Below are 24,213 nucleotides of genomic sequence, written 5' to 3' on the forward strand. Positions count from 1 at the left end.
AACTCTCGGTATTACCGAGCAACAGTATACGACGAGGAAGCGACGGGTACGCCCGTCGCTTCCTTTTTTGATGGCATGGCGAAGGCGCCTTGAATGGACGAGGTGTGTGTTTCACGTAAATGCCAGGAGCCAACGTACCCTGATGACTTACTAAATTATGATGTTATCAGGGTTCGCATCCCTGACGAAAGGGCTAAAACGAGATGTTGTCAGGGTTCGAATCCCCGACGTAAAGGAAATATCGTGTTAATACAGGGGTCGACGTACCCTGACGGCTTGCTATGTTGAGAAGATATCAGGGACGATGTCCCTGACGAAGAGTCAATTCACGTAATTCCAGGGATCAACCTACCCTGATGAATTGCTAAATTAGGATGTTATCAGGGCCGGCGTCCCTGACGAATGGCTGAAACGAGAGGCTGTCAGGGTCCGAACCCCTGACGAAGGGTAAATATCGTGTTAAAACAGGGTACGACGTACCCTGACGAATGCCTGAAACGAGAGGTTGTCAGGGTCGGTGTCCCTGATGAAGGGAAAATATCGTGTTAAAACAGGGCCAGCCCCCTGACGAATGGCTGAAACGAGAGGTTGTCAGGGTCTGCACCCCTGACGAATGGTTCATTTCGTGTTAATATCAAGGTTCGACGGCCTCAGAAGGAGGGCCGCTGGAACGGTCGTTGGCGGCGCAGTTTTAGAGGAATTTCCTTGCCAGCGGCTTACTTCACCAGACGAATGTACTGGGGCGAAGGAAACGTAAAGCCGTTCGCGCGTAACGCATCGTACAGAGCATTTTCCATGACCATCTTGTTTTTGCCGATTTCATCATAGGAAGTAAAAAATTGAATATAAATGCGGACACCATTCGGATCAAGGGTTGCGCGGATTTTGGGCTTGGCATCCCCACTCATGGCGCCAACTGCATTTTCAAAATGCTGCATTTCATCTTCGTCGTAGTCGGCGATGATATTCTGATATTTCTCATAGGCAACTTTTCCGGCAATTTCCAGCGCTTTTTGGCGATCATCTTTCCCATCAATGAGAACGAAGACATCCTGCATCACAAAGGGATCATCCCGGTTGTAATTAAATACCGCCTCTTGAAAAATAAAACGGTTGGGAAACGAAACGTAACGCCCGGTTGGCGTCATACAATCTACCAATGCGCCCATTTCCGCCATATTGAATTGAATAAAATCAATATCAATGACCTCACCTTGAACTCCCCTGATTTCCACGAGATCGCCCACGGCAAATGGGCGACGCAAAGAAATATAAATAAAGGCGAAGATGTCCATGATAAGATCTTTGAGCGCTAATACCAGCAAGGCCAGGCCGATGCCCACAATGAGGCCGACGGATTTTGCGCGGGAAAACCAAACATAGAGCACCAGATAAACCGTCAGGATAACTGTAAAGAAGCGCGTTACCGACTGAATGCGATGACGACGCTTCTCGTCTTTCACCACTCCATCGATGCTTTTCGTCACCAAAAGCCGCACCACAAAGACGGCCAAAAAAATCAACGCCGAGACTGCTATTTTTTCCAAAAAGGAATGTTGATCATCTCCGATATCGCGTAAATATTCAAAATATTGTTGCATCCCTCTCTCCCTTCGCAAACGAACAAAGCAATCGATACTGCTCTTTAGCTTATCAAGAGAGAGAAGGAAAGGCAAAGTGTTGGATGGGACGGAAACCCGCCTTACCGCATCACAGCACAAATATATTTTCCTCCCAGCCTCATTTTTGGAGCAAAGAACAGAAGGTCGCAATCTCTTCCTTTTGGTTTTTAATGCTTGCCGTGACGGGATTTCGGGACATCAGGGAGAGTTTGATTTTTTCCTGGCCGACTTGCAGAATGACCATCGATTTTCCGGGAAGGAAGGAACGCTTGACCTTCACCAGGTCAATTTCTTCTAAAGGAAGCACCAGCTCGCCTTGCCGTTGGGAAATGGACACGGTTCCCATCAGGGCCATCACCAAGTGTTTTTCCGTTACGCCAAAGTACGTGCATACATTATTTAGTGCTGACATATTTCCAAGGAGGAAACGTTCCAGGCTCGAACCGCCAAGAATCAGGCCCCATATCTGTACCTGATACGTCTCCCCTTCCGGCAACAATTCCGCAAGGTTTTTGTGCATATCCTCTTCATTCAAAAACAGCGTCATCGCGATCCCCTTTCCTGTACTTTCCTGCCGTGTGGGTAATTTCCGATCATCCCTGCACTTTCCGATCATCGGTATGATAACCTGCCGTCTATCGATCGAAAATAAGGAAATACCTGAAGGCATTGTCCCGCAGATCCGAAGCAATTACTGTGCATTGCCATAAAAAAGGCGTAAAAAACAGGTAAAGAGGGCGCTTGGCGCTGTTATGTCATCTGTCGACTATCTTGCAGCGGAGCGCTTCCCGGTGACATTTCCTTCTTCACCGCGGAATCTCTTCCACCGAATTACTCTGTCTGCACTACACTTCTTTCAACGTCTCCGTCATACTGATTTTGGCGATTTTTCGCTTCTGCAAAGCCTGCACCAGGAAGAAGAGCACTGCGCCCGTCACGCTGACCAGGAAATAGATGTGCATGGACAAGTGCGGATCCATGTAGGAATCGAGTTTGGCGAGCGACGCGGTTAAGAGTACGGCCATAGCAGAACGCAAAATGAACGGCAATACCAGAAGGAAGAGACCGAGAAGAATGCCGGTGGCACGTAAATAGATGCCGGTCGTTTCTGCGTCGGTATAGCCGAAGATTTTCAGATAGGCAATTTCCGTCTTGGCCTTGTCCACAATGGCTTTGGACAGGAAGTCGATGAAGATAAAGTAGAACAGAACCGCGATGAACACGATGGGACCGATGATCTGACCGAACGTGTCCAGAAAATGATCCGATGCTTTGCCCACGGTATCCAGGTCGATGCAGGAAGCCACATAGGCGGGATCCAGGTGTAATTTTTCTTCCGAATAGTAGCCGGAAAAGGCCTCCTTATCGTAGCCCATGACGGCATTAAAGGCGGGAAGCGGCATATAGGCCGAGAGCGTGACCGCCTGCCGGCGCATGGCGCGAATGCAGAACGTATACTTTTTTCCCGTGTATGGATTGACCACCGTGATGTTATCCCCTTCCGCAAGGCCAAATCGTTTCATAAGGCCCTCCGAAGCTTGAATTTCTTTGTCCTGCAGCGGATCAATTGCTTCAGCATCGAAGTAGCGGCTATGAGGGGCCACGCCATAGAGAGCAAAAGGATGCACGTCGCCGTTGATGGAAAGGTCAAAGGCGGCATATCCGAATTTTTCTGCCTTTTCATCGGCTGCGTCAAGCACCGCTCCCGGACGGACAAAGGTCTGCACCTTTGCCGGAAACTCCTTTTGCATCAGATCGGCATGCCGTTCAAAAATCGGACGCATGCCCAGTCCGAAGCAAAGAAATACGCTCGAGAGCGTAACCCCGAAGAGCAGAACCAGGACATTGAGTTTGTTGTTAAACAACACCTTCAGACGATAGCGAGAAAGAAAGCCCAGGCTGGAAAAGAAAGCGAAACGAGAGAGACGCATCTTGGAAATACGCGGTTTGCGTCCCAATTCATGGCGCAAAAAACGCAATGGGCGCAGACGCAGCTTGGTCATCAGCATCAGAAATTGGATGAGCATCACGATTGTCGCGGGTATAACCGTCGTTAGCAAAAAAGCACGCGCATTGAACAGCGGATGAAAAACCGGCAACGAAAAAGAGGCATAGTACAAGTTCAGATACAGTTTATAGCCCACCTGATACGTGATGAAATTGCCCAGCACAGCCGCCGAAAACACCGCTATCGTCGGCAATAACATATAATGAGCAATCAACTCCCGACGGGTATAGCCCGACGCCATCAGCGTTCCGATGGCGCTGGATTCCGATATAATCTGATTGCGGGTCTGCATGGTGAACACAAAGGCAATCGACAGCACCGCCAACACGAGAACCGTCTGCATCATCGGCACATCGCCGCCCATATCATCCATCATATAGGAAATGCGCTTATTTTGTGCTTTGGTCATGGCTTCCGTCAAGATGTTGTCTTCATAAACGGTTTTCGTGAGCTCTTTGAGTGTGTCATTTGCTTCTTTTTTTGTGGTGGAAGTCTTGTTTTCACGATAGGAATACGTATATTGCAACCCCTGCCGATCAAAGTGCGAAAGCCCGTCCGCGCTGACGATGCCCACGCCGAAGTTTTTCGTGTCCATAACCAAGTCGGCACGGTTGCGCATCATTGCGATGTAGTCGGGAAGTACCACCGTTCCGACCAGATGCATCTTGTGTCCGCTGAGTGTCACGTCCTGACCGATCGTATAAGCGTGCTCCCCGGCATAATTCACATCCAGCGCCACTTCGTCGTCTTTTTCCGGCATGCGTCCGGCGATCACATCGGGAAGATTGATTTTCTGTCGCTTGGCATAAAGATGCACGTCGGCATTCTCGTCCTTTGCCTCGGCATAGTAACTTTTTTCCAGTCGGACACCTTTCTCTTCCAGACGTTTCCAGGTCGAATTGCTTAACGGTGAAAGGGTCGTAAAGCGACCGTCCTCCACGTGAGAGCGATCCATAAAATCATAGTAGAGACGTTCCACCGACCCCTGCACGAGGAAAAAGGCGGAGCAAAAAATAATTGTAATCAACAGAAGCAGAAACAACGGCACATAATGTGCCGGCTGATGAAGCAGCATCCGGGGGATGCGCTTGTTCATCGGATTTCGCATTACCAGCTCACCTCCTCGGCCGTAATCGGCTGCAGATTCGGCGCTACCTCCAGCACCGATCCGTTATGCAGGCGAATGGTGGTGTCACACATCCGGGCGATCTGTGTATTGTGCGTGGCGATAATAATGATGGGATGATATTTTTCTTTCAGCGTTTCAATGAGTCCCAACACATCTTTTGCGCTTTCATAGTCCAAGGCTCCGGTGGGTTCGTCGCACAACAAAAGCGAAGGATTCTTGACAATGGCGCGTCCGATGGAAGTTCTCTGTGCCTGCCCTCCGGAAATCTGATTGGGATATTTGTGCGTCTGGTCGCGCAGACCAAGCGTGTCGATGGTCTCCTCGACATTCAGCGGATTGGTGGACAGATACGCGCCTACCTCGATGTTTTCCTTCACATTCAAATTGCTGATCAAATTGTAAAATTGGAAAACAAAGCCGACGTGATGGCGCCGATACTGTTCCAACTCTTTTTTTCCTGCCTTATGCAGGGCAACGTCGGAAACCATCACCTCGCCCTCGTCAATATCTTCAATGCCGCCGAGAATATTCAGCAATGTTGACTTCCCTGATCCGGATGGCCCCAACACGCATACGACTTCTCCGTCAGCGATGGTTAGGTCAATGTTTTTTAGGACCTCCACCCGGTTTTCCCCTTCTCCGTAAAACTTATGTAAATTGCGTATCGTAATCATTTTTTCCTCCGTAAAGGTGGAATGGACGAACGTGACTCGCCGCCGGGCCGCAGTCTGCGATTCCTGGTTTTCACCGCATCAAGGCGTGCAGCCTCCGGTTGTTCCGTCGCCTCCCTCCTATAGTTAGTTATAGCTAACGCTATCCTCCTGTACTCTACTGCAAAGTAAAAACGGACGCAAGCGATTTTTACATGTTGTCCTTGACGCCGACGGCCACCATGCGCGCTTTGGCACGAAGTTCGCCGTCCGCTTCCATTTCCATGGCGACGATGACTTTGCGTTCGCCGATTTCTTCCGCTGTTGCGGTGACGGTTACTTCTATATCCATCGGCACCGGCTTCTTAAAATCCACTTCCAGATGCGCAGTAATGAACCGGCCGATCACGGTATCCGCCGTCAATGCCAGCCCTTTCTTACGATGCGAAAACCACGCCGCCGAGGCTGTGCCGTGACAGTCGAAAATCATCGCAATCATTCCGCCGAAAAGATTGGCCGGCACACCGCCGGTAAACTGCTTGGAAGGCGTCACGCAGCAGACGCACCGCTCGCCGTCCTCGGTCGGATACGATTTAATATGCATTCCTTCTTCGTTTTTCGGTCCGCATCCCCAGCAGTGCTGAAAGCGCTCGCCGTATGTCTCCTGAATGGCGATGGCCATCGCCTTGTTGTTCTCCATCATGGTTTTCTCCATTTCGCTTGCTCCCCTGTTTTAGCAACTTTTCCTCTTTCCCCATTGTAGCATGGAATGGTTCGCACGGATTCCCTTTAGACGGAATCCGGAAAGGCTGGTGATTTTTCCACAACTACCTTACGGATAAATTTGTAAAGACAAGGTTTTTTACTAAGATTTTCCTTATGCATGAATGCGTAAGAATCTCGTTGTGAACGATCTTAATACATTCTTAAAAAATGTCGCCTAAAAATACAAATTCGCGGAATACACTAAAAAAGAAGAGGCGAAAGGAGAGCCTATGCCACGCACGTCATCCCGTCAAACATCCGTTTCATCTTTTTCCTCGCATCACAGGGCGTCCGTTCATACACGTCGTTCGGGGAAACCGAGAAAAAAGCATCGCCTTCTTCCCCTTCTCTTTCTTCTATTGCTTTTTGCCGGCGGTTGGTGGCTTAGAAAAACGTATTTGTTGCAAGGGTTCCATCGTCTTCCAAACGCCTATCAAGAATCGATCACCCAAGTCACCAGTTCCGTTGATCGCGACGGGGACGGTATCGACGACCAGACCGATATTTTACAAGGAACTATTGCCTACCTTTCCACCAATCCCATATATGAAAGCCGCTATTACCCGAACGGTTATCCTAACGATGAGTACGGCGTTTGTACCGACGTCGTCGCCTTTTCGCTCCTCAACGCCGGCTATGATCTTAAGACACTGGTGGCGGAAGATATCGACAAACACCCCGAAGACTACGATATCGACATCCCCGATCCCAATATCGATTTTCGTCGTGTGCGCAACCTGAAGGTCTTTTTTGCCCATTGTGCGATAAAAAAGGCAACCGATTTTGCGGACATTCGCCAGTGGCAAGGCGGCGACATTGTAATCTTTACGGATCACATCGGCATGGTTTCCGACCACCGCAATGCCCGCGGCATTCCCTATGTGTTACACAACGGCTCGCCGACACAGCTTGGCTATGAGCAGGATATTCTGGAAAGTCGCAACGATATTGAGGGGCATTATCGGATGTCGGAGTGAAGCGCTGTTTGGCAAGAATAATGTCATATTCCAGCTCCAGGAGCGGCATCTATTACGTTCTGAACGACAATACTGGACGAACGTACCGGGAGAGTTTCTTGTTGCGATATCACATGAAAAGATCGAATTTATTGGTCATGCTTTAGCCAATATGCGAGATCCATAATCTTAATTCCTTCAATATCATAAGGTGCATGGCCTGTATTAGCGAAAATCATTTTTGGATACGCATCCTTTACGGAAGCCAAAGGTAACAACTCCCTTTCCCATGTTTCTTTGTTTGAAATATGATCAGCAACCTGAATATATAACTTTTCGTTATTCTTGAACGCAACAAAGTCAATTTCTTTTTCGTATAACTTGCCCACATAAATAGCGTATCCTCGTCTCAATAGTTCTATCGCTACTATGTTTTCATACATTCTACCATAATCCATATTACGAGTGCCCAATAGCGCAAAGCGAAAAGAGGGATCCACAAGATAATATTTATCATTCGTCTCCAAGTACTTCTTGCCTCGAACATCATATCTTTTTACTTTGTAAAAAAGAAACGCACTACAAAGATATTGGAGGTAATTTTTAATGGTTATGTGGTTTGTCTTCATTTTGTTCTGCTTTAATGTATTACTGATATTGTTTGCCGTCGTTAAATTTGAAACGTTATCCATCAAATAGTCGGTTAATGTGTCAAGAAGAGCATGCTCGGTAATTCCATATTTATCAACTAGATCGCGTTTTACAGAGGTTCTATATATATCTTCAATGTACTGCATTCTGTCTCTATTTTCCGTATATACATAGGAACCCGCCATTCCGCCATTCACTAAATATTGCTGTAGATCCAGCATACTCCCCTCAATTTCAAAATACTGGCAATACTCCTTAAAGCTGAAAGGGAAGATAGGAATCTCAATAAATCTGCCGGTAAACAATGTAGCTAAATCCGAACTTAATAGGAATGCATTTGAGCCGGTAATGTAAATATCATACTTTTGACTATTATGAAAACTATTAATCGCCAATTCAAATTGGTCGCATAGTTGTACTTCATCAATCAATAGAATATTATCCACCCCGGCATGATATCGTTCTTCTACATACTGATAGAGTTTTTTATACTTTTTCAATGGATCGAATTTCAAGTCGGCATAATCAATCATAATGATATTTGCTTTGTCGTTCCTCTCCATCATTTCCTTTTTTAAAGCTTTTAGGATTTCCGACTTTCCCGACCTTCGCATTCCAGTAATGATTTTTATGTCTGGTGTACCGATAAGCTTTTTCAATCTGTCCATATATTGCTGACGATAGATAAGTTTCATTCTTCTCTTCCCTTTCAAAACGTTAAGATAATTCTTCTTCTGAATGTAGTATACCACCGCACTTTCAAAACTTTAAAATAAATAAAGTTTTGAAAGTGGAGACGAAGGATATCTACACGCACGTCACCAAGCGTAGACGGAAAGAATCTACGCAAGATTTTGAAAAGTTCATTTCATGTTAGATTTCATGTTAACTTTATTCGATAAAATAATGAAATAGAGTGGCAAAGCTAAATAGCACAAGCATTAAAAAATGCCCGTTTCCTTGAAAAATCAAGGGCGGGCATTTTCCTACCACGGAGAAGGTGGGATTGCGGCTGAGCCGCATGCCGGGCCCATACCAATCGCGACTACGCCGCTCTTGGGGGCCCTGACAATCTTACCCGGGTTCGAATCCCTTCCGTTTTCAAAAATAAAAAAGAAGGGCGCTTCGGCCCTTCTTTTTTATTACGGAGAAGGTGGGATTCGAACCCACGTGTCCCGAAGGACAAACTGATTTCGAGTCAGCCCCGTTATGACCACTTCGATACTTCTCCGCACAACTGATGCCTAACAATTCTACACGAAGCAACAAAGAACCGCAAGTCCGGAGTGGGATGATTCGTTAGGATAATTTGAAATCGGTCTTCAACAGATTCAATTTATTCGTGTATGCCTCTTCCCCTTCCTTTTCGAATGGAAGGGGCTTATTGATGCCGAAATAGGCGAACAGACGCCGGGCAAGAGGGGGGTTCGTCACCAACAGCACCCCGAGCGCATCGATCAAAAACGCATTTTTGTAGCGGTAGCCCCCCAGATTCGTATCCGCATTGAAGCCCTTACCGGTCTTGGACATATAAATCGCGCAAGTTTCATTGCCATAGTATTGACTGAAACCCATGCGTTCCCCGATGATCTCCTCTCCATCCCAATCGGCAACAAAAAGCTCCGAATAACGCTTCATGTAATCGCGCACGGCAGTATAGTCAAACAGGGAAAGCGTAGGCATCTCTCCCTCATCCACGACGTCAAGCGAGCGGCCGAGGATGTCCAGCGCATTATTCAGTGCAACAAAGAGAACGCCTTCCTCGATGCATTCTTTGAGCTTCTCGCGATGCGGCATCAGCGCTTCCGTTACCCGCTCCAGATTGGACTCCTGCATGGGACCGAGAAAAATTGCGTCAACCGGTTGCGTAGTAAAACACGGCACTTCGCCAAAAGACGTCTCTCGAACCGTATCATCGGGAAACATCCGTTTCAGATACTCCACATTCGCCTTTTCGCCGAAGATATAAAATTCATCGTATAGCACTTCAAATATCATGACTGCTCCATTCGCCCCTTCATGATCGTCGTCTCGAACTCTTTGGCAATCGTCGTCCAGGGTGGTCCAAAATCATGCAGGAGATAAATATCCTTTATCGTTGGATCGATAATGGAATTGATGTCTTCGACACGATCAACAACCACAATCTTCTCCGGTGGTACTCCATCCAGCAAACAGCTGAGTTTGATCTCATAGGTATTGCGAGACCGCAGAATAATAAAATGTGACACGGTCTCGTCCAGATAATCGAAATCCACGGCAAAAAGCCATCCCGGCGTACGCATGGGTGTCGTCTTTTCCCAATAATCCTCAATAATCCAGATAATTTCCTTGCGATTTCGATTTTTCCGAATGGCATCCAGATTTCTTGTCACGGCAATCGGGTTATAGCCTTTCGTGACGATGCTGTAAAAATGCATATCTTCATAATGGGATTCCTGATGGCGTTCTTTCGTCAGCTCAATTTGCTCCATGACGGAAGCAATTTGCGCATAGGTATAGCCGTTTTCCCGTAAAGTCGCATAGGCGGCGATTTGGTTATACATGCTCTCGACCGATGTACCGATCGCCCGCAAGGTAATCTTTTGATCGTGGTCCTGAATGAACAGAATGCGTTTTTCCCGATCCGCATCATAGACAAAATAGGTCGCTTCGGGATTGCGGAAGTTTCCACAATCACAATGATAACGTCCCAAATGATGATACCGTTTGAACAACCAATTCACTTTGCGCCCGCAATGGGGACAGTAGATGAGATCCTGAATTTTGGAATCCAGGCATTGCGTCTCAAATGCCAACGGCAACACATCAAAATAGATGCGTTCATTTTCCGGACAAAGATATGCCGAAATGGCATCTGAGGCATTCAACAGCAATTTCGTTTCTTTGGGAATGCCGAAAGATAGCCGTTTTTTGATATAACCGGTATTCGCATTTCGTTCAAAGGAATCTTGAAACAAATTGGTAACGGTAAAGGTGTTCGGCGTGAGGAAATCGCAAATGCGATAGGTGCTTAATTCATCCACCTCATACACGCCGACCTTCGGCTGCGTATCCTGCAGAGAGGACGAATCCATCAATGCCGCCAAAACACCGTGTTCCAAGTTAGCGCCGTGAAAATTGGAGGAAACCTTTCCCTCTAATAAGCGTACACTATCCGCTAAAATATTGACGGTTGTCGTTTTGCCGTTCGTTCCGGATACGCAAATGATTTTTTCCGGCTTGGCTATTCGATATTTGAGGGACGGATCAAGTCGCGAAATCAGCGTTCCCGTAAAATCGGAACCCTCTTTCCCGACAAGATTGACCGCTTTCTTAACCGCTTTCCCTAACAGCAGGGAGACTTTATTCTTCATATGGATAACACCCTCGCAAAATGCAATACAACAGGCAAAATGTGCCTATGCATTATATTGAACAGGCTTGTGGTTGTCAATTTCCCCACCGAAGGAATTGGCGAAACCGGGCTTCGCTCATCGGTTCATTTGACCGGTACGTACCACTTATTATAAAGAAGTGGATGAAGTAAACATTACCCCCTTTGCCGTTTATCTTGGCAAAGGGGGATTTTTAGAAGGATGTTCTTTTTACCAATACCGCATGATTAAAAGTCATGCCTACTTCCTCAACATAGAAATGCAATAACCGTTCATATTGAAAGGATGTAGCAACCAGGCGGATCACCTCTACACGATCCGAAACATCTTGTTCAATAAATCGAAACAGCGTTTTTCCAATCCCTCTATTTCGATAGGATTTTGCCACAACAATTTCATCGAGCTCAAACGCCGTTTCTCCAATTTCATTGTAAGTGTGCTTCTCTTCCATTACGTAAACATGCCCTAACGCATAGGCAACAGCTTTTCCCTCATCGGTAACAAGATAGACATCATGATTTACAAATTCACCGGGATCATTTGCGTTATAAGCAGGACAGGTGTATTCCTCCGCCCACGCCTTTGATAGGGCTACCAATTCCTCAATGACGTTGTCTTTTAGGGAAACCGTAACCTTTTTATACGCAAACATATTCACGTCCTGTCCTTATCATAATCACTCTTCTTCTTCGTCGATATGGTCAGCAATCAGCCATTCCGATTCCGGCCGACAAATGAGGCGCGCGTCCAGGTAAGCCCAGTTCAAAAAAATGACCGTGTGAATCGTGTAAATGTTGTTTTTATTCATCTCATTGCAAGAAGCAATCATGGCTCGATCGGTGCGGTCATCCTCGGAAAAGGACACCGGCAAAAGAAAACATGATTCTTCCCGTTCCGGATTGTAGCAGGGAACCACCGCTCGCCAGTTCCAGGCCAGGCGCTTAATCGCAATGCTGATGACATTTTCCAAGGCATTTTGTAAGCGGCGATAGAAATTCGTAATTTCGTCATTGGGTTGATTGTCGATCACGACGGGCTTTAACAGATCCCTTATTTTTTTGTACTTTTCCGCATCCGTATCCGACGAATCCAAAATCGCCAAAAGTTGTGGCGAATTCATCGCCTGGTTGCGATAAAACGCCAACGGAATGCGCTCGCAGCGCTGAATTAAAATATGCGTATCGTCGTATTCCGGAATGGTAATTTGATTGCTTTCGTTAAAGCCGAGCTGCCACACCGTCTCGTTTCTCGTTTGGAAATAGGTCGGCGGTGCCGGTAAGCCGATTTTTTCAGAAAGGATTTTTCCCAGTCCCCCACGACCCGAAACGACAAAACCTTCCAAATGATACTCCTGTCGACAATAGAGCGGATGCACGTCTCTCTGCCGCTCTTCGGGAAGACGGGAAAAGATCGCATGCAGATATTTATACGTGTTGCGATCCGGCAAGCCGGTATTAAACGCTGCATACTGTCCGTCGGCATCGTAATCCATTTTATTTTTTTGTACCTGATGCGAAAATGTATATTGCAAATAGCTGCGCAAAATACCGAAGTTTTCCTTCGTACCGAACGACCAGCGCTCCTCCATCGTCTGGTTGGCAAGCTCCCGAAGAACATCATTGTCTAAGGGGCCGGACCATTTTTCAAGCCACAGCTTCTTATCAAACACCTTAAAGCCGGCATTGGCATGGGTTGCCGAGTAGAAATACCAGCCATACCCCATCTTTCCGTTGCGTTTACGACAAAGCAAATAAATTTCCTCTCCGGTGGGCATATTTATGCCGATCGGAACATATAATTCGTCTGCTTCCTCGGCAGAGGAAACCACGCCGTTTTGCAAATAAACCAGATCCTGCGGAGCATTCAGATAGCGAATTTCCATGCTCCGAACAATGTCCTGTGCCGAACGGTTAGCTTCCGGAATCATTTCCGCAACAGATTGTTCCACATCGTACCAATTAAAATAAAATACGTTGAATATGGAGGCAACTTTCTTTTCTCCGATGACCAATTGATCGGAAACCCATGGCTGCGCATTGTTTTTGTTTCTCTTGCAAAGCAAAAGAATCGGTTCCCCTTCCGGCGTTTCAAAACCGCTGGGAAACGTCACCGATTCATTTATTCCGCTTCCGGAGAAAACGAAATCCTCATCCTGGAGCGCATTATAAGTGGTGGCAATTTTCCAGAACACGCTGCTCTCGGAGGCAAATTCCGTGTCGACAAAATTCGGAATGATTTCCATGAGCGCCAAACGAATAAAATTTTGCTTGATATAGGCAAATTCTTGCAGCATACCATGATGATGATTGGTGGGCATGAAGTTTTTTTGCGGTGCGGTTTGCGCGGACGCTCGTCCACTTTCCCGGCCGGTCGCCCAATCTCCGTCCCTGTCGATCGCCCGGCTCACCGCTTGCCCAATCGCGATTTTTCCCATTTTCTCTGACGGTTGTTCCGCTATCCGGTCGGTCGCTTGTTTCGATGCCCATCCGGTCGTTTGTTCCGGCGTCCATCCGGTCGCTTGTTCAGACGTCTTTGTCAACGCAATATTTTTGGGATAAATCCAGCCGCTGAGGTTCGGTTCCATCAGATCAAATTCCACTTCCGCAAAACGAGGAATGTCTGCAAGGGTAAGGCTCTTGTCTGTCCAATTTCGCAGATCAAAACGGTATGTCCGTCCATCTTCTCCACGTATTTCGCCAAAAAATACGAGCTCTTTGTTTTTATTCGTTTCAATTTTTTGAATGGTGCCGCGCATAATCTTCTCCTGTGCTCTTTGAAATCAGTGAATACCTTGATTATACATGATTTTTATGTGGGCACGAGACGGCAACGCTCGTCTTTTTAAGTATTTGCTTTTTCAGCATTCGTGGACAGATGTAGAGGGGTTTTCCCGTTTCCGGCAAAAACGCTCTACTTATTCGTGGACAGATGTAGAGGGGTTTTCCCGTTTTCGATAAAAACGCTCTACAGGTGCGAGGACAGGTGTAGAGGGGTTTTTCGGTTTCCGGCAAAAACGCTCTACTTATTCGTGGATAGATGTAGAGGGGTTTTCCCGTTTCCGGCAAAAACGCTCTACTTATTCGTGGACAGATGTAGAGGGGTTTTCCCGTTTTCGATAAAAACGCTCTACAGGTGCGAGGACAGGTGTAGAGGGGTTTTTCGGTTTCCGGCAAAAACGCTCTACTTATTCGTGGATAGATGTAGAGGGGTTTTCCCGTTTCCGGCAAAAACGCTCTACAGGAACACACGTCGACGTAGAGGGTGTTCTCTGTTTTTGGCGAATCCACTCTACAGAAAGGTGCGCGGAAGTAACAAGCAAAATTAGGTTCACCATCCTTGCCATTAAAAATGGATGATGACGGTATAATACTCTTCAATCCTCCATAGCTTTGTTGAAGTTTGCATAACGCTTATAGTTTTCGGGATGAGCCTTCATCTCTTCGTATTCGCGTAGAGCAGCTAATGAAGATTTTTGCCGTTTGTGTCACATTTCTTCAATAGCATAGTTGATGAGTGAATAATCGTGCGACGAAAAGCTTGTCCACTCTTCATGCCGGAAGAAACTCCTTCTTCTAAAAACAGATAATATAAAGCCTTCAAGTATTTTAATCCTCGAATAAGGAACTCCATCACAGGGCTTAAAAATATTGCGAGATAAATAAGAGAAATCCAAGGTTGGTAATCGATATAGAATTCCTTAATGGACAACCTCCAAGGGTGCTTGATCAGCGCCCAACCAATCACATCAAACACGAGGTAAATTCTATTTTTTAAACAGTTCAGAATGCGTTCCCAAACGGTATAGCATTAAAACAAGCATGATCGCGATATTTAGCCTCCAACGTGCCGCCACCAGCAAGGATATCAATCAAGCTATAGAGCTTATCCAGCAACTTGTTTTGCTTCTTTGCAAGCCTTAAATCTTTTTTGAACTGATTACTAAACTTTACTTCGTATTTCATGATTCAAGGGCTGCCTTAAGATCTTCCATATTGCGATATCTCTTCACGCTACTATCCGAAGCAATACGTCTGCCTTCTTCAATAGCCGAAGCGGTCAAATCATTAGGAACATCCAGTTTGAGCGAAAAAGGAATCCCCTGTTCACGAATTACCGTTCGTAAAAACAGATTAATGGCTGTAGTCATATTCAAACCAAGCGCAGCAAAAACAGCATCTGCCTGTTCTTTAACTTCTTTATCCGTTCGAATATTTAGATTCGTCGTCGCCATACATAACACCTCCGCTTCATCTATAGTATGTGCAAATTTTCGTGCACTGTAAAAATATTGTCATTATTTTGCACACATTAGTCCACGATTATTTTCCATTCCTTCAGCAAATCGTCCAGACGATACCTGGCGTTGGCAGGACTGGTAGAAGGGAGTTTGATTCCCGAAATTCCACTGTCTTTCGCATGATACTTCTGATAATAAAAATAGGACGTTGCCCCGTTACAATAAACTCGGCGAATATCGGCAGCAGCAAAAATCTTTTGCAAATCGGTGGGAATGACGTTTTGAATACTGGCATCGCTGGATCCGATAATATCGCATTGATAGATGCTATCGTAAACGGCAATTTTGTGACGAAGGAGAAGATCTCTCCGCTCATGAATCTCCATGGGGACACTTTCCTCAAAAAGGGCTGCCATAAGCGGCCAGAAACGATTTGCAGGATGACCATAATAAAAACCGTATTCCCGTGTTTTTATTGAGGGAAAAGAGCCCAGAATGAGGAGTCTTGAATCCGCTCTATAAACAGGCTCCAGAGGGTGGATGATCGTTTGGGAACCGGCCTGCTCTTTTTGTGACATTGATATTTTTTCCTTTCCCATTAAATGATATTTACATTATCCGGTGAAAGCATAGTATTCAGCTTCCGGACTCCACATTTTCTAAGTTTTCATCATAAAAGGCAACAAATTGTTCAAACAGGTTGATATCAAGCCGGTTACTCCATCGTTCTCTATCAAGAAGGTCTTCAATATACTGCGCCTTGTCCTTCATAAAACGATGCTTGTTTTCCTCTGCTTCGTAAGCATAGTCCAGAGAATCTGCCCATTTTTTAAATGTAGCGTTGAACTCTTCACGGTACGTGTTGTTTTTATCATCGAAAAAATAACTATGCCCTTTGTCTTGAAAACGGAGGAAAGTAAATCTCGGATCACTCTTATATTTTTCATAGTACAAATCGTATCCATACTGTATGGGAACCGTCTCGTCATCCTCGCTATGTGCAATCAATATGGCTGCATCACTCGCCTTAAAGCCATCTATTGCTGCGTTCGTAGCGTACTTCCCATATTTCATCCATTCATGGATCTTCACAAACGGCATCATCGCATAAATACCATTGCCCACCTCTTCCTTTCCTCCGACTTCAAAAATATCGGAAGAGCTGTTGGTTCCACAACATGCAATAACTGCCTTCACCTCAGGGTGATACGTAAGTACGCTGCAAACGCTATAGCCGCCCCAGCTATGTCCAAACAAACCAATCGGTAAATCCGGAAAATTCCCACTGTCTTCGACAACGGAATTCGCGCAGAGACTTTGCGCATACCATGCGCCCATATTACAGCATGCCCTTTTGCTTCGATTCAATACTCTTTATTTAAACGTATTTACTCTGGCCAAGGCGTCGGAAGCATGGAGGTTGCAAAAAGCAAGGCCAATCAGCGTCATCGGGCACGATCAGCCCTCTCCCATTATGGAGAGGATGCGTTCAAATAGATTATGTGAATAGACGTCTTTTTGCACGAATCGATTCCAGTCGAGGATATCCTCTGCGTCCGTCACTTCTTCCGGTAACAGCAAGCTGCCGTCTTTTAGACTGATGGAAGGGGAAAATTCCAAGACATCATCTCTATAGCGGATGGTGATTTTCGCATTTGGTGCGATGTCGCTTATGTTTTGACAGATAAACGTGTTTCCCGTAGCGGAGAGGTTGTCCAGATGAATATTCCCCACCTCTTTTAATTTGCCCTCATCCGTCGGTTCCAATTCTTTGAGAGAAATCGAGGCATTCTCATACTTCGGAATGATCAGGTAACACTCCTCGCCAATGAGGTAAGGCTTATTGCCGCCTTCGCTCTCTTTGATCGCAAGGAGCATCCGCGGATCTTCATAGTTGGTAAACACGCCCGTCCAGGCATCCAGTTTGGCAAGGGGCTCTTTCAAGCTATTCTTGTCGAAGGCAGAGCCGAGATAGATAACAAATGCTTTGTGTTTTTCATCCGTGGGATTGATGCCAAGACGCCTCGCCATTCGCAGATAGGTCGGAGAAATCGGGTCGGAATCAAATCGGTCCGCTCGTAGTTTCAACGTCGCCGGACTACGCGCCATCATTGTGCTGGTATAGGGAGCAAAAATAAAGGTGGGTGTGCCCACTTCGTCGATATAGATTTGGCGACTCTTCGATTCGAAATTATCCCATAGATCATTGAGAATCAGCCCGGTGCAGTTGTTTGGATTGTAGAGATACGATAAATCGGTGGTCGTTCTGTAGTAGGTGTTCGTGTCTGCTTCTTGAACCTCTCGCAAACTGTCTTCAAGCACGCCCAGGATCTCGTCTTTCTCCACGCCAAAATGCTTCATGAGCGCGTCATCATCCATACGCTTGCCTTCGGGAAGCGAAAAATTAAATACGGTATACTGAGGAGTCTTGCCCTCCCAGATATTGGAGTCCGTCACCATGACGCTTAGCACCCTCTCATCCTGATATACGGAAAAAGAAGAATAGATTCCGATATCAAGGCCTTCTATATCCTTCTTATTCGTCTCGTATTGCTCCCGCATATTGTTGACCAAACCGTCAATCTCCGCGTTTGCCGCCTTTGCGTCCGCAGAATCCAAAAGAATTCTTGGCACGTGGATGCCGAGCGGTTCGCTTTTTGCCGAATCGATGTATTTTGTATCGATGAAGTCCTTCCAAATCTCTCGATCCTCAACATACGAAGACATGGAGCCGATCGTTGCCCCATCAACCGGCTTTAGCGTATCTGTCCCTTTCGAGCCCTTCTTATTCGCCTCGTTCACCACTGTAGGTGCCGTCTTGTCCGATTCTCCTGTCCCTTGAGATTCTATCTTGTTCGATTCTTCCACTACGGAATTTTCCGTATTCGCCTTTTCCTTTCCGGCATTCGTTGAATGGTTTTCTTTATTGCACCCGGAAAGAAGAACCGCCACCATCATAAAAATAAACAAGATTTTCGTCTTTGTTTTCATGATATCCCTCCACAGTAATCCTCCGCACGTCCGTCGATTCGCGTTGTCTTATTTTATAGTTATGCTGCGGATGATGGCCTGCACGTCGTCATCTTCCAGGCTAATTTTCTGACCTTCCACTTCATTAAAGAGTAGTACCTGCAACTGGTGGGGTTCTTTCAACAATAAAACGGTTATGGGATAGTCGAAACTTTCTGCTGTAAAGCCTTCCCAGGTGTAGTCCCCAATCTTAACCGGATCAATATCCTTAGCATCTTTATACATTTCCTTGGGTGAAAGCATCTGCGTATCCGGATCACAATAAGTGATAACCACAGCCGGGCTCTCCGTGGCCTCCTTGTCGCCCTTATAAATATATGCCGAATCGGCTTTCTCCTGATTATCTATGCTTTTCCATCCTTTCGGAACCTCTACGGAAAGCAGCTTCGTTTCATAGACATCATTCTGCCTTTTCTCCGACGTTTGCCCGGCTTTTTTTCCCTCTTCGCTATCTTTACTGTCTTTGTTGCAGGAGGACAAAAAGGTGATCAAGGCGATAACAAAAATCAAAGCTACTATGCGGTATGTTTTTTTCATTGTTCTTAACCTCCTTGTCAGTCATTCTCTGTTTATAGAGACCTTAGCATCACAAAGCCCTTCTGTATTATGATGGTAGCAAAACAAGACAGGCCTGTAATCATTCAAAAGGATGATTACAGACCTTGACTGCTAAGTAGCTTCTGTGAAGTAGAAGTGGAAGAACGCCACTCGTATAACACGCTCTGTTGTTGAACCAAACCGGCAATAACAAGCCTTAAACTGTCTTACTTTCTCGGTCTTGTTAACACTATGCCAACAACAGCGCCGATGAAAGCAAGCGGAGCCAATCGGACAAAGAGCCATTCAAACGCATGAAAGAATGTGCCGGCGACTGCCGTTTCGGGATCATAAAAATCCCATCCTAAATAGGAGCTGTCTTGTGCAAGCAGAACGGCAGCGATGAGCACAAGTAGTGCACAGAATAGGATAAATAGCCAGTGTAAAGCTTGTCGTTTCGCCTTCTTGCTGCGTGCCAGCTGCAGGTTAATAACCTCCAGTTTTTCAGAAATGGCATTCAAATCATTAGTGGGCAGCTCTGTCTCCATCTGCGTTTCACCAAGTAATACACTCACCGGTGTTTCGAGAATCTCTGCGATATGGATCAGCATTTCGGCGTCCGGAACCGATAAGCCCCGCTCCCATTTGGACACGGTCTGTCTCACCACATAGAGCTTGATGGCAAATTCTTCTTGTGACAGCCCTTTCGCTTTTCTTATCGATCGAATGTTCTCGCTAAGCATACGGATAACCTCCTTTCTTTCGTTGTTATCCTCAGTGTAGGTACGACAGGCCGTTGCTACAAGCAACGTAGAATAACATAAGCGCCTAAAGTATCTTATTCTTTCCTCTAAAACGCAATTTACACCCTTTCATCCGTAAGGATATGCGCAACGCCTGTATGTGGTGTTTGAAGAAATTCTTTCATAAAGGATGGATACGCCTTAACGTTATCCAGTTCATCAATCGGTATCCAATGCATCGTCTCTTTTACCCCGGACATGGTGCGGCTTTGACTTGTAACCACCCTTTTCCCCATAGATTTCATCACGTAATAGAAGGCAAGCTCATGGCACTCGACGCCTTGCAAGCCGGAGCTTCCCATGAAAAAGTTCTCATGGATCACGGCCAGATGATCTACTTCATAGGAAACGCCCGTCTCTTCCAAAACTTCTCTTTTCACCGCTTCTTCGGCTGTCTCTCCGATGTGGACAGCTCCGCCTACAGAGTAGAAATAATCATCTGTTTCATTTCCTGCAAACAAGACGCAATTGTCTTCGACGATAATGGCTGCCGCTCGATATCGAAAGGCCTGATTTTTATTCCTAATAGCACAATCGTATTGCATTGTTTTTGTCCTTTCCTTTTTCTGATATAGGGATTTGCTGCTTGGAAATTGTCTTATTTTTTTGCTTTGTGAATTTCGGTTATCAACGAGTGTAGTCTACATCGTGCAAACGAGTCAATTGTTTTTCCTTATATGGAGAAGGGAGCGAATTTCATTATTTGATGGTTGATTGATGCCTTCGATGGTTGATTGATGCCTTTTCTGCGTATGTCCCCAGCAAATGGTAGTTTCGGCGTACAGCCAGGGTTGGTTCAAGGTATTCGCCCCTGGCTGATGGCTTTTTTTGCCGTTTGCCAGGGGCAGCCATCCCCGTTTCGACCCTGGCTAAATACAAAAATGCTCGTTTGCCAGGGGCGACTTCCTTCTTTCGCCCCTGGCTAAATACTAAACATGCCATTTGCCAGGGGCGACTCTCTTCTTTCGACCCTGGCTAAATACTAAAATGCTCGTTTGCCAGGGGCGATTTCGTGGTATTCGCCCCTGGCTAATCCCAAAATCACCCGTTTGCCAGGGCAGGTTTCTTCTTTCGACCCTGGCTAATCTCAAAATCTCTCGTTTGCCAGGAGTAGCCCTCCCCATTTCAACCCTGGCTAAATGCTAAACATACCATTTGTCAGGGATGGCTTTCTTCTTTCGACCCTGGCAAATCTCAAAATTGAACTGTCCCCCAAATGGTAGAGTGTAGATTTGCTATTTCTACCTCATCCGTAATAAACCTCAAAAGGGGTTTGGTAGCCATTTGCTGCATGCCTTCTTTCTTTCGAATAGAAGGCCCATACATATTCGTAGACCCGTTTTCTTGCTTCTCGAATGGTTTGTGGCATCTGGTAGAGCCACTCGGTTTTCATCTTACCAAAAAAGCTTTCCATTGCTGCATTGTCCCAACAGTCTCCTTTCTTACTCATGCTACAGCGAATATCGTTCTCTCTGAGAAGCTTTTGGTAGTCTTCCGAAGCATAGGTCGATCCACGATCGGAATGCCCAATGCATCCAGGCTTTAAGGTATGCCTTGCCAGCGCATCATCCAGGCATTCCATCACTAATTGTTTATTGTTTTTTGTACTCATGGCCAAACCCAACGGGTATCGTCCATAAAGGTCTAAAATCACAGCAACATAGAGCGTTCCTTGCGGCGTTGGGACATAGGTGGTATCACTGACGAACTTTTCCCCTGGTTGTTTGGCAACAAAATCCCTCTGAAGGAGATTCTCCGCTGGTTTTCTTGTTTTCGAGGAATCGGTGGTGACGATGAATTTTGGTCGCACTCTGGAATGCCAATGATTTTCCCGCATGATGCGTTCCACCCGCTTGTGATTCACAGGCGGTTTTCCTACCTTTTGTCGCTGGGAATTTAACTCCGCCGTGACCTTTCGTATCCCATAAACGGCTTTACTCTGATCGTAAATTTTTCCGATCTCTTTTGAGAGCTGCATGTTTTCAATTTGACGCAGTGTCTGCGCTTTCTGCGCGTTTTTCCACTTGTAATAGCCACTTTCAGAGACTTCGATAACTTTGGCCATTCTAGCAATTGCATGTTCATGACGAAAGCGATACATGAATGCAAATTTTAGTCTCGGGGCATCTTGGCTAGAAAGGCCGCGGCTTTTTTTAAGATGGCAATCTCCTCTTTTAATTCCGCGATTTCTTTGTCCTTAGCGGCTTCCCTCTGCTTCTGCGTACGGGTGAACGTGCTCTCTTTCTTACGAAACTGTTGGATGTTATCTGCTAAGCCCATTTCCCCATAGTTGTTAAACAAGTCCATCCAGCGCAAAAGCGTTGAGGTTTGGATATGGTATTTCTCTGCAACAAGAAATTCTTTGCCTTCGAATTCCGGTTTTAATGCCTCTTCCACTACGCGTTTTCGAAAAGATTTCGTGTATCTCCGTCGTGTCATGTCATCCTCCTTAAGCCTTTCTTCATTGTATCTTTTTGTTCTTTAAGGCTCTACTTTTTGGGGGACATGTCAAATCACTTGTTTGCCAGGGGTAGCCGCCCCATTCCGATCCTGGCTAAATACTAAACATGCCATTTGCCAGGGGCAGCTTTCTTCTTTCGACCCTGGCAAATCTCAAAATCACACGTTTGCCGGGGACAGCTTTCTTCTTTCGACCCTGGCTAATGTCAAATCACTCGTTTGCCAGGGGTAGCCGCCCCATTTCGACCCTGGCTAAATACTAAACATGCCATTTGCCAGGGGCGATTTCGTGGTATTCGCCCCTGGCTAATCCCAAAATCACCCGTTTGCCAGGAGCGGCTTTCTTCTTTCGACCCTGGTTAATCCCAAAATCACTCATTTGCCAGGGGCAGCTACGCCCATTCCGACCCAGTTCCCCTCTTTACCTACCACCGATTCGCCTCATCCCCAACTCCCAGCAACCCCAGCCCCTATCCCAAGCAAAGAAACGGCTGCGCTGAAAAGCAGCGCAGCCGTATTCGACAAAACAGTACTATCCTATTTTGATATCCGGGAAACCCCGGCTTTCGGCAACTTAATTTTCTCCACAATCCGGTATTTTGCCCGAAAGTCTTCGCCGACATCGGTAAAGGAAGCATCCTTTTTTGCAAGATCCGACATGGTGTCCGGAATGGTCTTCACCTCCGGTAAAGAGCCGGCTTTTTTATCGATTTCATCCATGTCCTTTTCCTTAAATTCGCCCATCTTAGCTGCAAAAGCCTGTAAGTTATCGCGGAAAACGACACTGCCCGCCCGCAAGGTGGCACTGCCTTGTGCCAACTCGCCCAAACCATCTGTTAGATGGCGAATGCCCACATGAAGAGAAGAAATTCCTTGCTCCTGAAGGGATGAAAACGCTGAAAGATAGAGTGACCCCCTAAAACTGGGCCAAAAAATCCAACTTTAGAGGGTCAGTTCAAAGGCCCCGTGCTTTTTCTTCCACCGCAGAAATTGCTTCATCAAGCTCTTCCGCTCCTTCATTCAATGCCGCAGAAAGTACTTCAGCAAGCTCCTCCGCACCTTCGTTCAATGCCGTAGAATGGGCATCCATCCCGTCCGCTAACTGTCTAAATGCCACAGTGATACCGTTGGAAGCCACCGCACTTTGCTTCATGCCTTCTTTGAACGCCTAACTTTTTCCGCATTAGGAAGCCGACCGGAAAGGTCTGCCAGCGCTTGGGATGCCTTGCCCACTGCGGCGACATCGTCCCCATGCTCGTCAGCGCCTCCTCGACATGGGTATCGCCAAGTTTAGAGAATGCATCCAGTTGGTTGCCTCCCTGCGCCATCTGTTGCGCATAGTCGGGAAGATCGGCAACCGGTTCTAAAGCCGGAGACGCTTCTCTTCGAAAAGACCGGTTTTCACGTCTACTCCTGCGCACCGGCGAGGAGTTCCCGCACTCCCTCGCCGATCGCCGTGATTCCCATCGTCAACTTCTTCTGTGCATCCGTTAACTTTCCGGAGGCTTCCACCAACTGATCGGCATCTAAAACAGAACGGAAGATATCACGAATGCCCGATGTTAACACCTTCGTGAGCATCTGATCTTTTGCCCATTAAGCGTATAGTCAATATGCACATCCACCGGCAAAATTTCCTTCGGCAACATTTCCTTCGGCAAAATTTCCTTCGGCAACATTTCGCCCACCACCGAGGACTTGGAAAGAACGTCTTCTACGTCTTCTACGCCTTCTACTTCTTCTACGTCTCCTACTTCTTTTACGCCGTCAATCGCCAGCATCTTCTTGCGCAACTGTTCCGTATCCTGATCGGTTCCCTCCAAGGTGAGCCTTCCGATAGAGGCATTATGAAATTCCTCATCCAGAATTCTCTGTCCTTGTATGGATTGCAGGTTTTGTGGTAAGTACCTGAGAATATCGTAATTAATCGCCGTTATCTGTATCCGAAGGATGAGGCAATCAGCAACAAGGTCATGACCAGGAGACTT

At 46.4% G+C, this 24,213-nt stretch carries 27 protein-coding genes and 1 tRNA gene; 1 reads left to right on the top strand and 27 read right to left on the bottom strand.

The features are described 5' to 3' along the window. Positions 1 to 716: 716 nt before the first annotated feature. From BN3910_RS05085 to BN3910_RS05105, 5 genes are all read right to left on the bottom strand, one after another. Positions 717 to 1,601: a mechanosensitive ion channel family protein gene (locus BN3910_RS05085; protein WP_066924967.1), complete on the bottom strand. Its 885-nt coding sequence runs from the start codon at positions 1,599 to 1,601 to the stop codon at positions 717 to 719. Positions 1,602 to 1,740: 139 nt separating this feature from the next. Next, positions 1,741 to 2,169 (bottom strand): hypothetical protein, encoded by a 429-nt coding sequence (locus tag BN3910_RS05090; RefSeq protein WP_066924968.1) that lies wholly within the window; start codon positions 2,167 to 2,169, stop codon positions 1,741 to 1,743. A 298-nt stretch (positions 2,170 to 2,467) separates the two neighbouring features. Then, positions 2,468 to 4,738, bottom strand: a complete 2,271-nt coding sequence (locus BN3910_RS05095) for an FtsX-like permease family protein (protein ID WP_066924970.1) — start codon at positions 4,736 to 4,738, stop codon at positions 2,468 to 2,470. Continuing rightward, entirely contained in the window at positions 4,738 to 5,433 is a 696-nt protein-coding gene (locus BN3910_RS05100; protein ID WP_066924972.1) for an ABC transporter ATP-binding protein, read from the bottom strand. Before BN3910_RS05100 ends, BN3910_RS05095 begins: the two co-directional genes overlap by 1 nt. Before the next feature lie 187 nt (positions 5,434 to 5,620). Next, positions 5,621 to 6,112 (bottom strand): PaaI family thioesterase, encoded by a 492-nt coding sequence (locus BN3910_RS05105; RefSeq protein ID WP_066926237.1) that lies wholly within the window; start codon positions 6,110 to 6,112, stop codon positions 5,621 to 5,623. A gap of 292 nt (positions 6,113 to 6,404) precedes the next feature. Here BN3910_RS05105 and BN3910_RS05110 point away from each other — a divergent pair, with 292 nt between their 5' ends. Then, the gene (locus BN3910_RS05110; RefSeq protein ID WP_082790318.1) at positions 6,405 to 7,151 is read left to right on the top strand and encodes a DUF1287 domain-containing protein; all 747 of its coding nucleotides are present in this window, start codon (positions 6,405 to 6,407) and stop codon (positions 7,149 to 7,151) included. 128 nt (positions 7,152 to 7,279) lie between these two features. Here the strand turns inward: BN3910_RS05110 and BN3910_RS05115 are convergent, their stop codons facing one another. The 22 genes from BN3910_RS05115 to BN3910_RS05205 form a co-directional block, all read right to left on the bottom strand. Further along, a complete protein-coding gene (locus BN3910_RS05115; protein WP_066924974.1) occupies positions 7,280 to 8,476 on the bottom strand; it encodes an ATP-binding protein in 1,197 nt (398 codons plus the stop codon). 450 nt (positions 8,477 to 8,926) lie between these two features. Then, positions 8,927 to 9,012: transfer RNA gene (locus BN3910_RS05120), tRNA-Ser, on the bottom strand. A gap of 68 nt (positions 9,013 to 9,080) precedes the next feature. After that, positions 9,081 to 9,779, bottom strand: a complete 699-nt coding sequence (locus BN3910_RS05125; protein WP_066924976.1) for a hypothetical protein — start codon at positions 9,777 to 9,779, stop codon at positions 9,081 to 9,083. Continuing rightward, positions 9,776 to 11,137, bottom strand: coding sequence for a MurT ligase domain-containing protein (locus BN3910_RS05130; protein WP_066924978.1), 1,362 nt, complete (start codon positions 11,135 to 11,137; stop codon positions 9,776 to 9,778). Before BN3910_RS05130 ends, BN3910_RS05125 begins: the two co-directional genes overlap by 4 nt. Before the next feature lie 214 nt (positions 11,138 to 11,351). Then, positions 11,352 to 11,810 (bottom strand): GNAT family N-acetyltransferase, encoded by a 459-nt coding sequence (locus BN3910_RS05135; RefSeq protein ID WP_148417327.1) that lies wholly within the window; start codon positions 11,808 to 11,810, stop codon positions 11,352 to 11,354. A 24-nt stretch (positions 11,811 to 11,834) separates the two neighbouring features. Then, positions 11,835 to 13,913: a DUF3825 domain-containing protein gene (locus BN3910_RS05140; protein WP_066924982.1), complete on the bottom strand. Its 2,079-nt coding sequence runs from the start codon at positions 13,911 to 13,913 to the stop codon at positions 11,835 to 11,837. 40 nt (positions 13,914 to 13,953) lie between these two features. Beyond that, the gene (locus BN3910_RS07770; protein WP_148417328.1) at positions 13,954 to 14,535 is read right to left on the bottom strand and encodes a hypothetical protein; all 582 of its coding nucleotides are present in this window, start codon (positions 14,533 to 14,535) and stop codon (positions 13,954 to 13,956) included. 402 nt (positions 14,536 to 14,937) lie between these two features. Then, positions 14,938 to 15,120, bottom strand: a complete 183-nt coding sequence (locus tag BN3910_RS05145; protein WP_231862186.1) for a type II toxin-antitoxin system YafQ family toxin — start codon at positions 15,118 to 15,120, stop codon at positions 14,938 to 14,940. Next, entirely contained in the window at positions 15,117 to 15,389 is a 273-nt protein-coding gene (locus BN3910_RS05150; protein ID WP_066924984.1) for a type II toxin-antitoxin system RelB/DinJ family antitoxin, read from the bottom strand. The genes BN3910_RS05145 and BN3910_RS05150 overlap by 4 nt, the downstream gene beginning before the upstream one ends. A gap of 77 nt (positions 15,390 to 15,466) precedes the next feature. After that, positions 15,467 to 15,973 carry a DNA-deoxyinosine glycosylase gene (locus tag BN3910_RS05155; RefSeq protein ID WP_066924986.1) on the bottom strand — a complete coding sequence of 169 codons (507 nt, stop codon included), beginning with the start codon at positions 15,971 to 15,973 and terminating at the stop codon, positions 15,467 to 15,469. A gap of 58 nt (positions 15,974 to 16,031) precedes the next feature. Then, a complete protein-coding gene (locus BN3910_RS05160) occupies positions 16,032 to 16,763 on the bottom strand; it encodes an alpha/beta hydrolase family protein (protein ID WP_231862187.1) in 732 nt (243 codons plus the stop codon). Positions 16,764 to 16,853: 90 nt separating this feature from the next. After that, a complete protein-coding gene (locus BN3910_RS05165; RefSeq protein WP_066924988.1) occupies positions 16,854 to 18,386 on the bottom strand; it encodes a hypothetical protein in 1,533 nt (510 codons plus the stop codon). Between the two features lie 48 nt (positions 18,387 to 18,434). Next, positions 18,435 to 18,962, bottom strand: coding sequence for a hypothetical protein (locus BN3910_RS05170; protein ID WP_066924991.1), 528 nt, complete (start codon positions 18,960 to 18,962; stop codon positions 18,435 to 18,437). A gap of 227 nt (positions 18,963 to 19,189) precedes the next feature. After that, on the bottom strand, positions 19,190 to 19,705 hold the full coding sequence (locus BN3910_RS05175) for a helix-turn-helix domain-containing protein (RefSeq protein ID WP_066924993.1): 516 nt from the start codon (positions 19,703 to 19,705) through the stop codon (positions 19,190 to 19,192). Between the two features lie 119 nt (positions 19,706 to 19,824). Further along, entirely contained in the window at positions 19,825 to 20,310 is a 486-nt protein-coding gene (locus BN3910_RS05180) for an NUDIX hydrolase (RefSeq protein ID WP_066924995.1), read from the bottom strand. A gap of 701 nt (positions 20,311 to 21,011) precedes the next feature. Further along, the gene (locus tag BN3910_RS05185; protein ID WP_066924997.1) at positions 21,012 to 21,866 is read right to left on the bottom strand and encodes an IS3 family transposase; all 855 of its coding nucleotides are present in this window, start codon (positions 21,864 to 21,866) and stop codon (positions 21,012 to 21,014) included. An 11-nt stretch (positions 21,867 to 21,877) separates the two neighbouring features. Continuing rightward, positions 21,878 to 22,204, bottom strand: a complete 327-nt coding sequence (locus tag BN3910_RS05190; RefSeq protein ID WP_066925000.1) for a transposase — start codon at positions 22,202 to 22,204, stop codon at positions 21,878 to 21,880. A 558-nt stretch (positions 22,205 to 22,762) separates the two neighbouring features. Continuing rightward, entirely contained in the window at positions 22,763 to 23,080 is a 318-nt protein-coding gene (locus tag BN3910_RS05195) for a hypothetical protein (protein WP_066925002.1), read from the bottom strand. 100 nt (positions 23,081 to 23,180) lie between these two features. After that, a complete protein-coding gene (locus BN3910_RS05200; RefSeq protein ID WP_187367691.1) occupies positions 23,181 to 23,342 on the bottom strand; it encodes a hypothetical protein in 162 nt (53 codons plus the stop codon). Further along, positions 23,332 to 23,646 carry a hypothetical protein gene (locus BN3910_RS07775; RefSeq protein WP_148417330.1) on the bottom strand — a complete coding sequence of 105 codons (315 nt, stop codon included), beginning with the start codon at positions 23,644 to 23,646 and terminating at the stop codon, positions 23,332 to 23,334. Before BN3910_RS07775 ends, BN3910_RS05200 begins: the two co-directional genes overlap by 11 nt. Next, complete coding sequence (locus BN3910_RS07780; RefSeq protein WP_156469877.1) at positions 23,633 to 23,806, bottom strand: hypothetical protein; 174 nt, start codon at positions 23,804 to 23,806, stop codon at positions 23,633 to 23,635. The genes BN3910_RS07775 and BN3910_RS07780 overlap by 14 nt, the downstream gene beginning before the upstream one ends. Further along, entirely contained in the window at positions 23,788 to 24,048 is a 261-nt protein-coding gene (locus tag BN3910_RS05205; RefSeq protein ID WP_066925005.1) for a hypothetical protein, read from the bottom strand. Before BN3910_RS05205 ends, BN3910_RS07780 begins: the two co-directional genes overlap by 19 nt. Positions 24,049 to 24,213 lie beyond the last annotated feature (165 nt).

The organism is Murdochiella massiliensis (assembly GCF_900059565.1).
Taxonomy (GTDB): domain Bacteria; phylum Bacillota; class Clostridia; order Tissierellales; family Peptoniphilaceae; genus Murdochiella; species Murdochiella massiliensis.

Excerpts from the sequence above, each read along its gene's own strand:
- BN3910_RS05085 (WP_066924967.1), bottom strand. The coding sequence starts at position 1,601 with ATGCAACAATATTTTGAATATTTACGCGATATCGGAGATGATCAACAT.
- BN3910_RS05090 (WP_066924968.1), bottom strand. The coding sequence starts at position 2,169 with ATGACGCTGTTTTTGAATGAAGAGGATATGCACAAAAACCTTGCGGAA.
- BN3910_RS05095 (WP_066924970.1), bottom strand. The coding sequence starts at position 4,738 with ATGCGAAATCCGATGAACAAGCGCATCCCCCGGATGCTGCTTCATCAG.
- BN3910_RS05100 (WP_066924972.1), bottom strand. The coding sequence starts at position 5,433 with ATGATTACGATACGCAATTTACATAAGTTTTACGGAGAAGGGGAAAAC.
- BN3910_RS05105 (WP_066926237.1), bottom strand. The coding sequence starts at position 6,112 with ATGATGGAGAACAACAAGGCGATGGCCATCGCCATTCAGGAGACATAC.
- BN3910_RS05110 (WP_082790318.1), top strand. The coding sequence starts at position 6,405 with ATGCCACGCACGTCATCCCGTCAAACATCCGTTTCATCTTTTTCCTCG.
- BN3910_RS05115 (WP_066924974.1), bottom strand. The coding sequence starts at position 8,476 with ATGAAACTTATCTATCGTCAGCAATATATGGACAGATTGAAAAAGCTT.
- BN3910_RS05125 (WP_066924976.1), bottom strand. The coding sequence starts at position 9,779 with ATGATATTTGAAGTGCTATACGATGAATTTTATATCTTCGGCGAAAAG.
- BN3910_RS05130 (WP_066924978.1), bottom strand. The coding sequence starts at position 11,137 with ATGAAGAATAAAGTCTCCCTGCTGTTAGGGAAAGCGGTTAAGAAAGCG.
- BN3910_RS05135 (WP_148417327.1), bottom strand. The coding sequence starts at position 11,810 with ATGTTTGCGTATAAAAAGGTTACGGTTTCCCTAAAAGACAACGTCATT.
- BN3910_RS05140 (WP_066924982.1), bottom strand. The coding sequence starts at position 13,913 with ATGCGCGGCACCATTCAAAAAATTGAAACGAATAAAAACAAAGAGCTC.
- BN3910_RS05145 (WP_231862186.1), bottom strand. The coding sequence starts at position 15,120 with ATGAAATACGAAGTAAAGTTTAGTAATCAGTTCAAAAAAGATTTAAGG.
- BN3910_RS05150 (WP_066924984.1), bottom strand. The coding sequence starts at position 15,389 with ATGGCGACGACGAATCTAAATATTCGAACGGATAAAGAAGTTAAAGAA.
- BN3910_RS05155 (WP_066924986.1), bottom strand. The coding sequence starts at position 15,973 with ATGTCACAAAAAGAGCAGGCCGGTTCCCAAACGATCATCCACCCTCTG.
- BN3910_RS05165 (WP_066924988.1), bottom strand. The coding sequence starts at position 18,386 with ATGAAAACAAAGACGAAAATCTTGTTTATTTTTATGATGGTGGCGGTT.
- BN3910_RS05170 (WP_066924991.1), bottom strand. The coding sequence starts at position 18,962 with ATGAAAAAAACATACCGCATAGTAGCTTTGATTTTTGTTATCGCCTTG.
- BN3910_RS05175 (WP_066924993.1), bottom strand. The coding sequence starts at position 19,705 with ATGCTTAGCGAGAACATTCGATCGATAAGAAAAGCGAAAGGGCTGTCA.
- BN3910_RS05180 (WP_066924995.1), bottom strand. The coding sequence starts at position 20,310 with ATGCAATACGATTGTGCTATTAGGAATAAAAATCAGGCCTTTCGATAT.
- BN3910_RS05185 (WP_066924997.1), bottom strand. The coding sequence starts at position 21,866 with ATGTATCGCTTTCGTCATGAACATGCAATTGCTAGAATGGCCAAAGTT.
- BN3910_RS05190 (WP_066925000.1), bottom strand. The coding sequence starts at position 22,204 with ATGACACGACGGAGATACACGAAATCTTTTCGAAAACGCGTAGTGGAA.
- BN3910_RS07780 (WP_156469877.1), bottom strand. The coding sequence starts at position 23,806 with ATGCTCACGAAGGTGTTAACATCGGGCATTCGTGATATCTTCCGTTCT.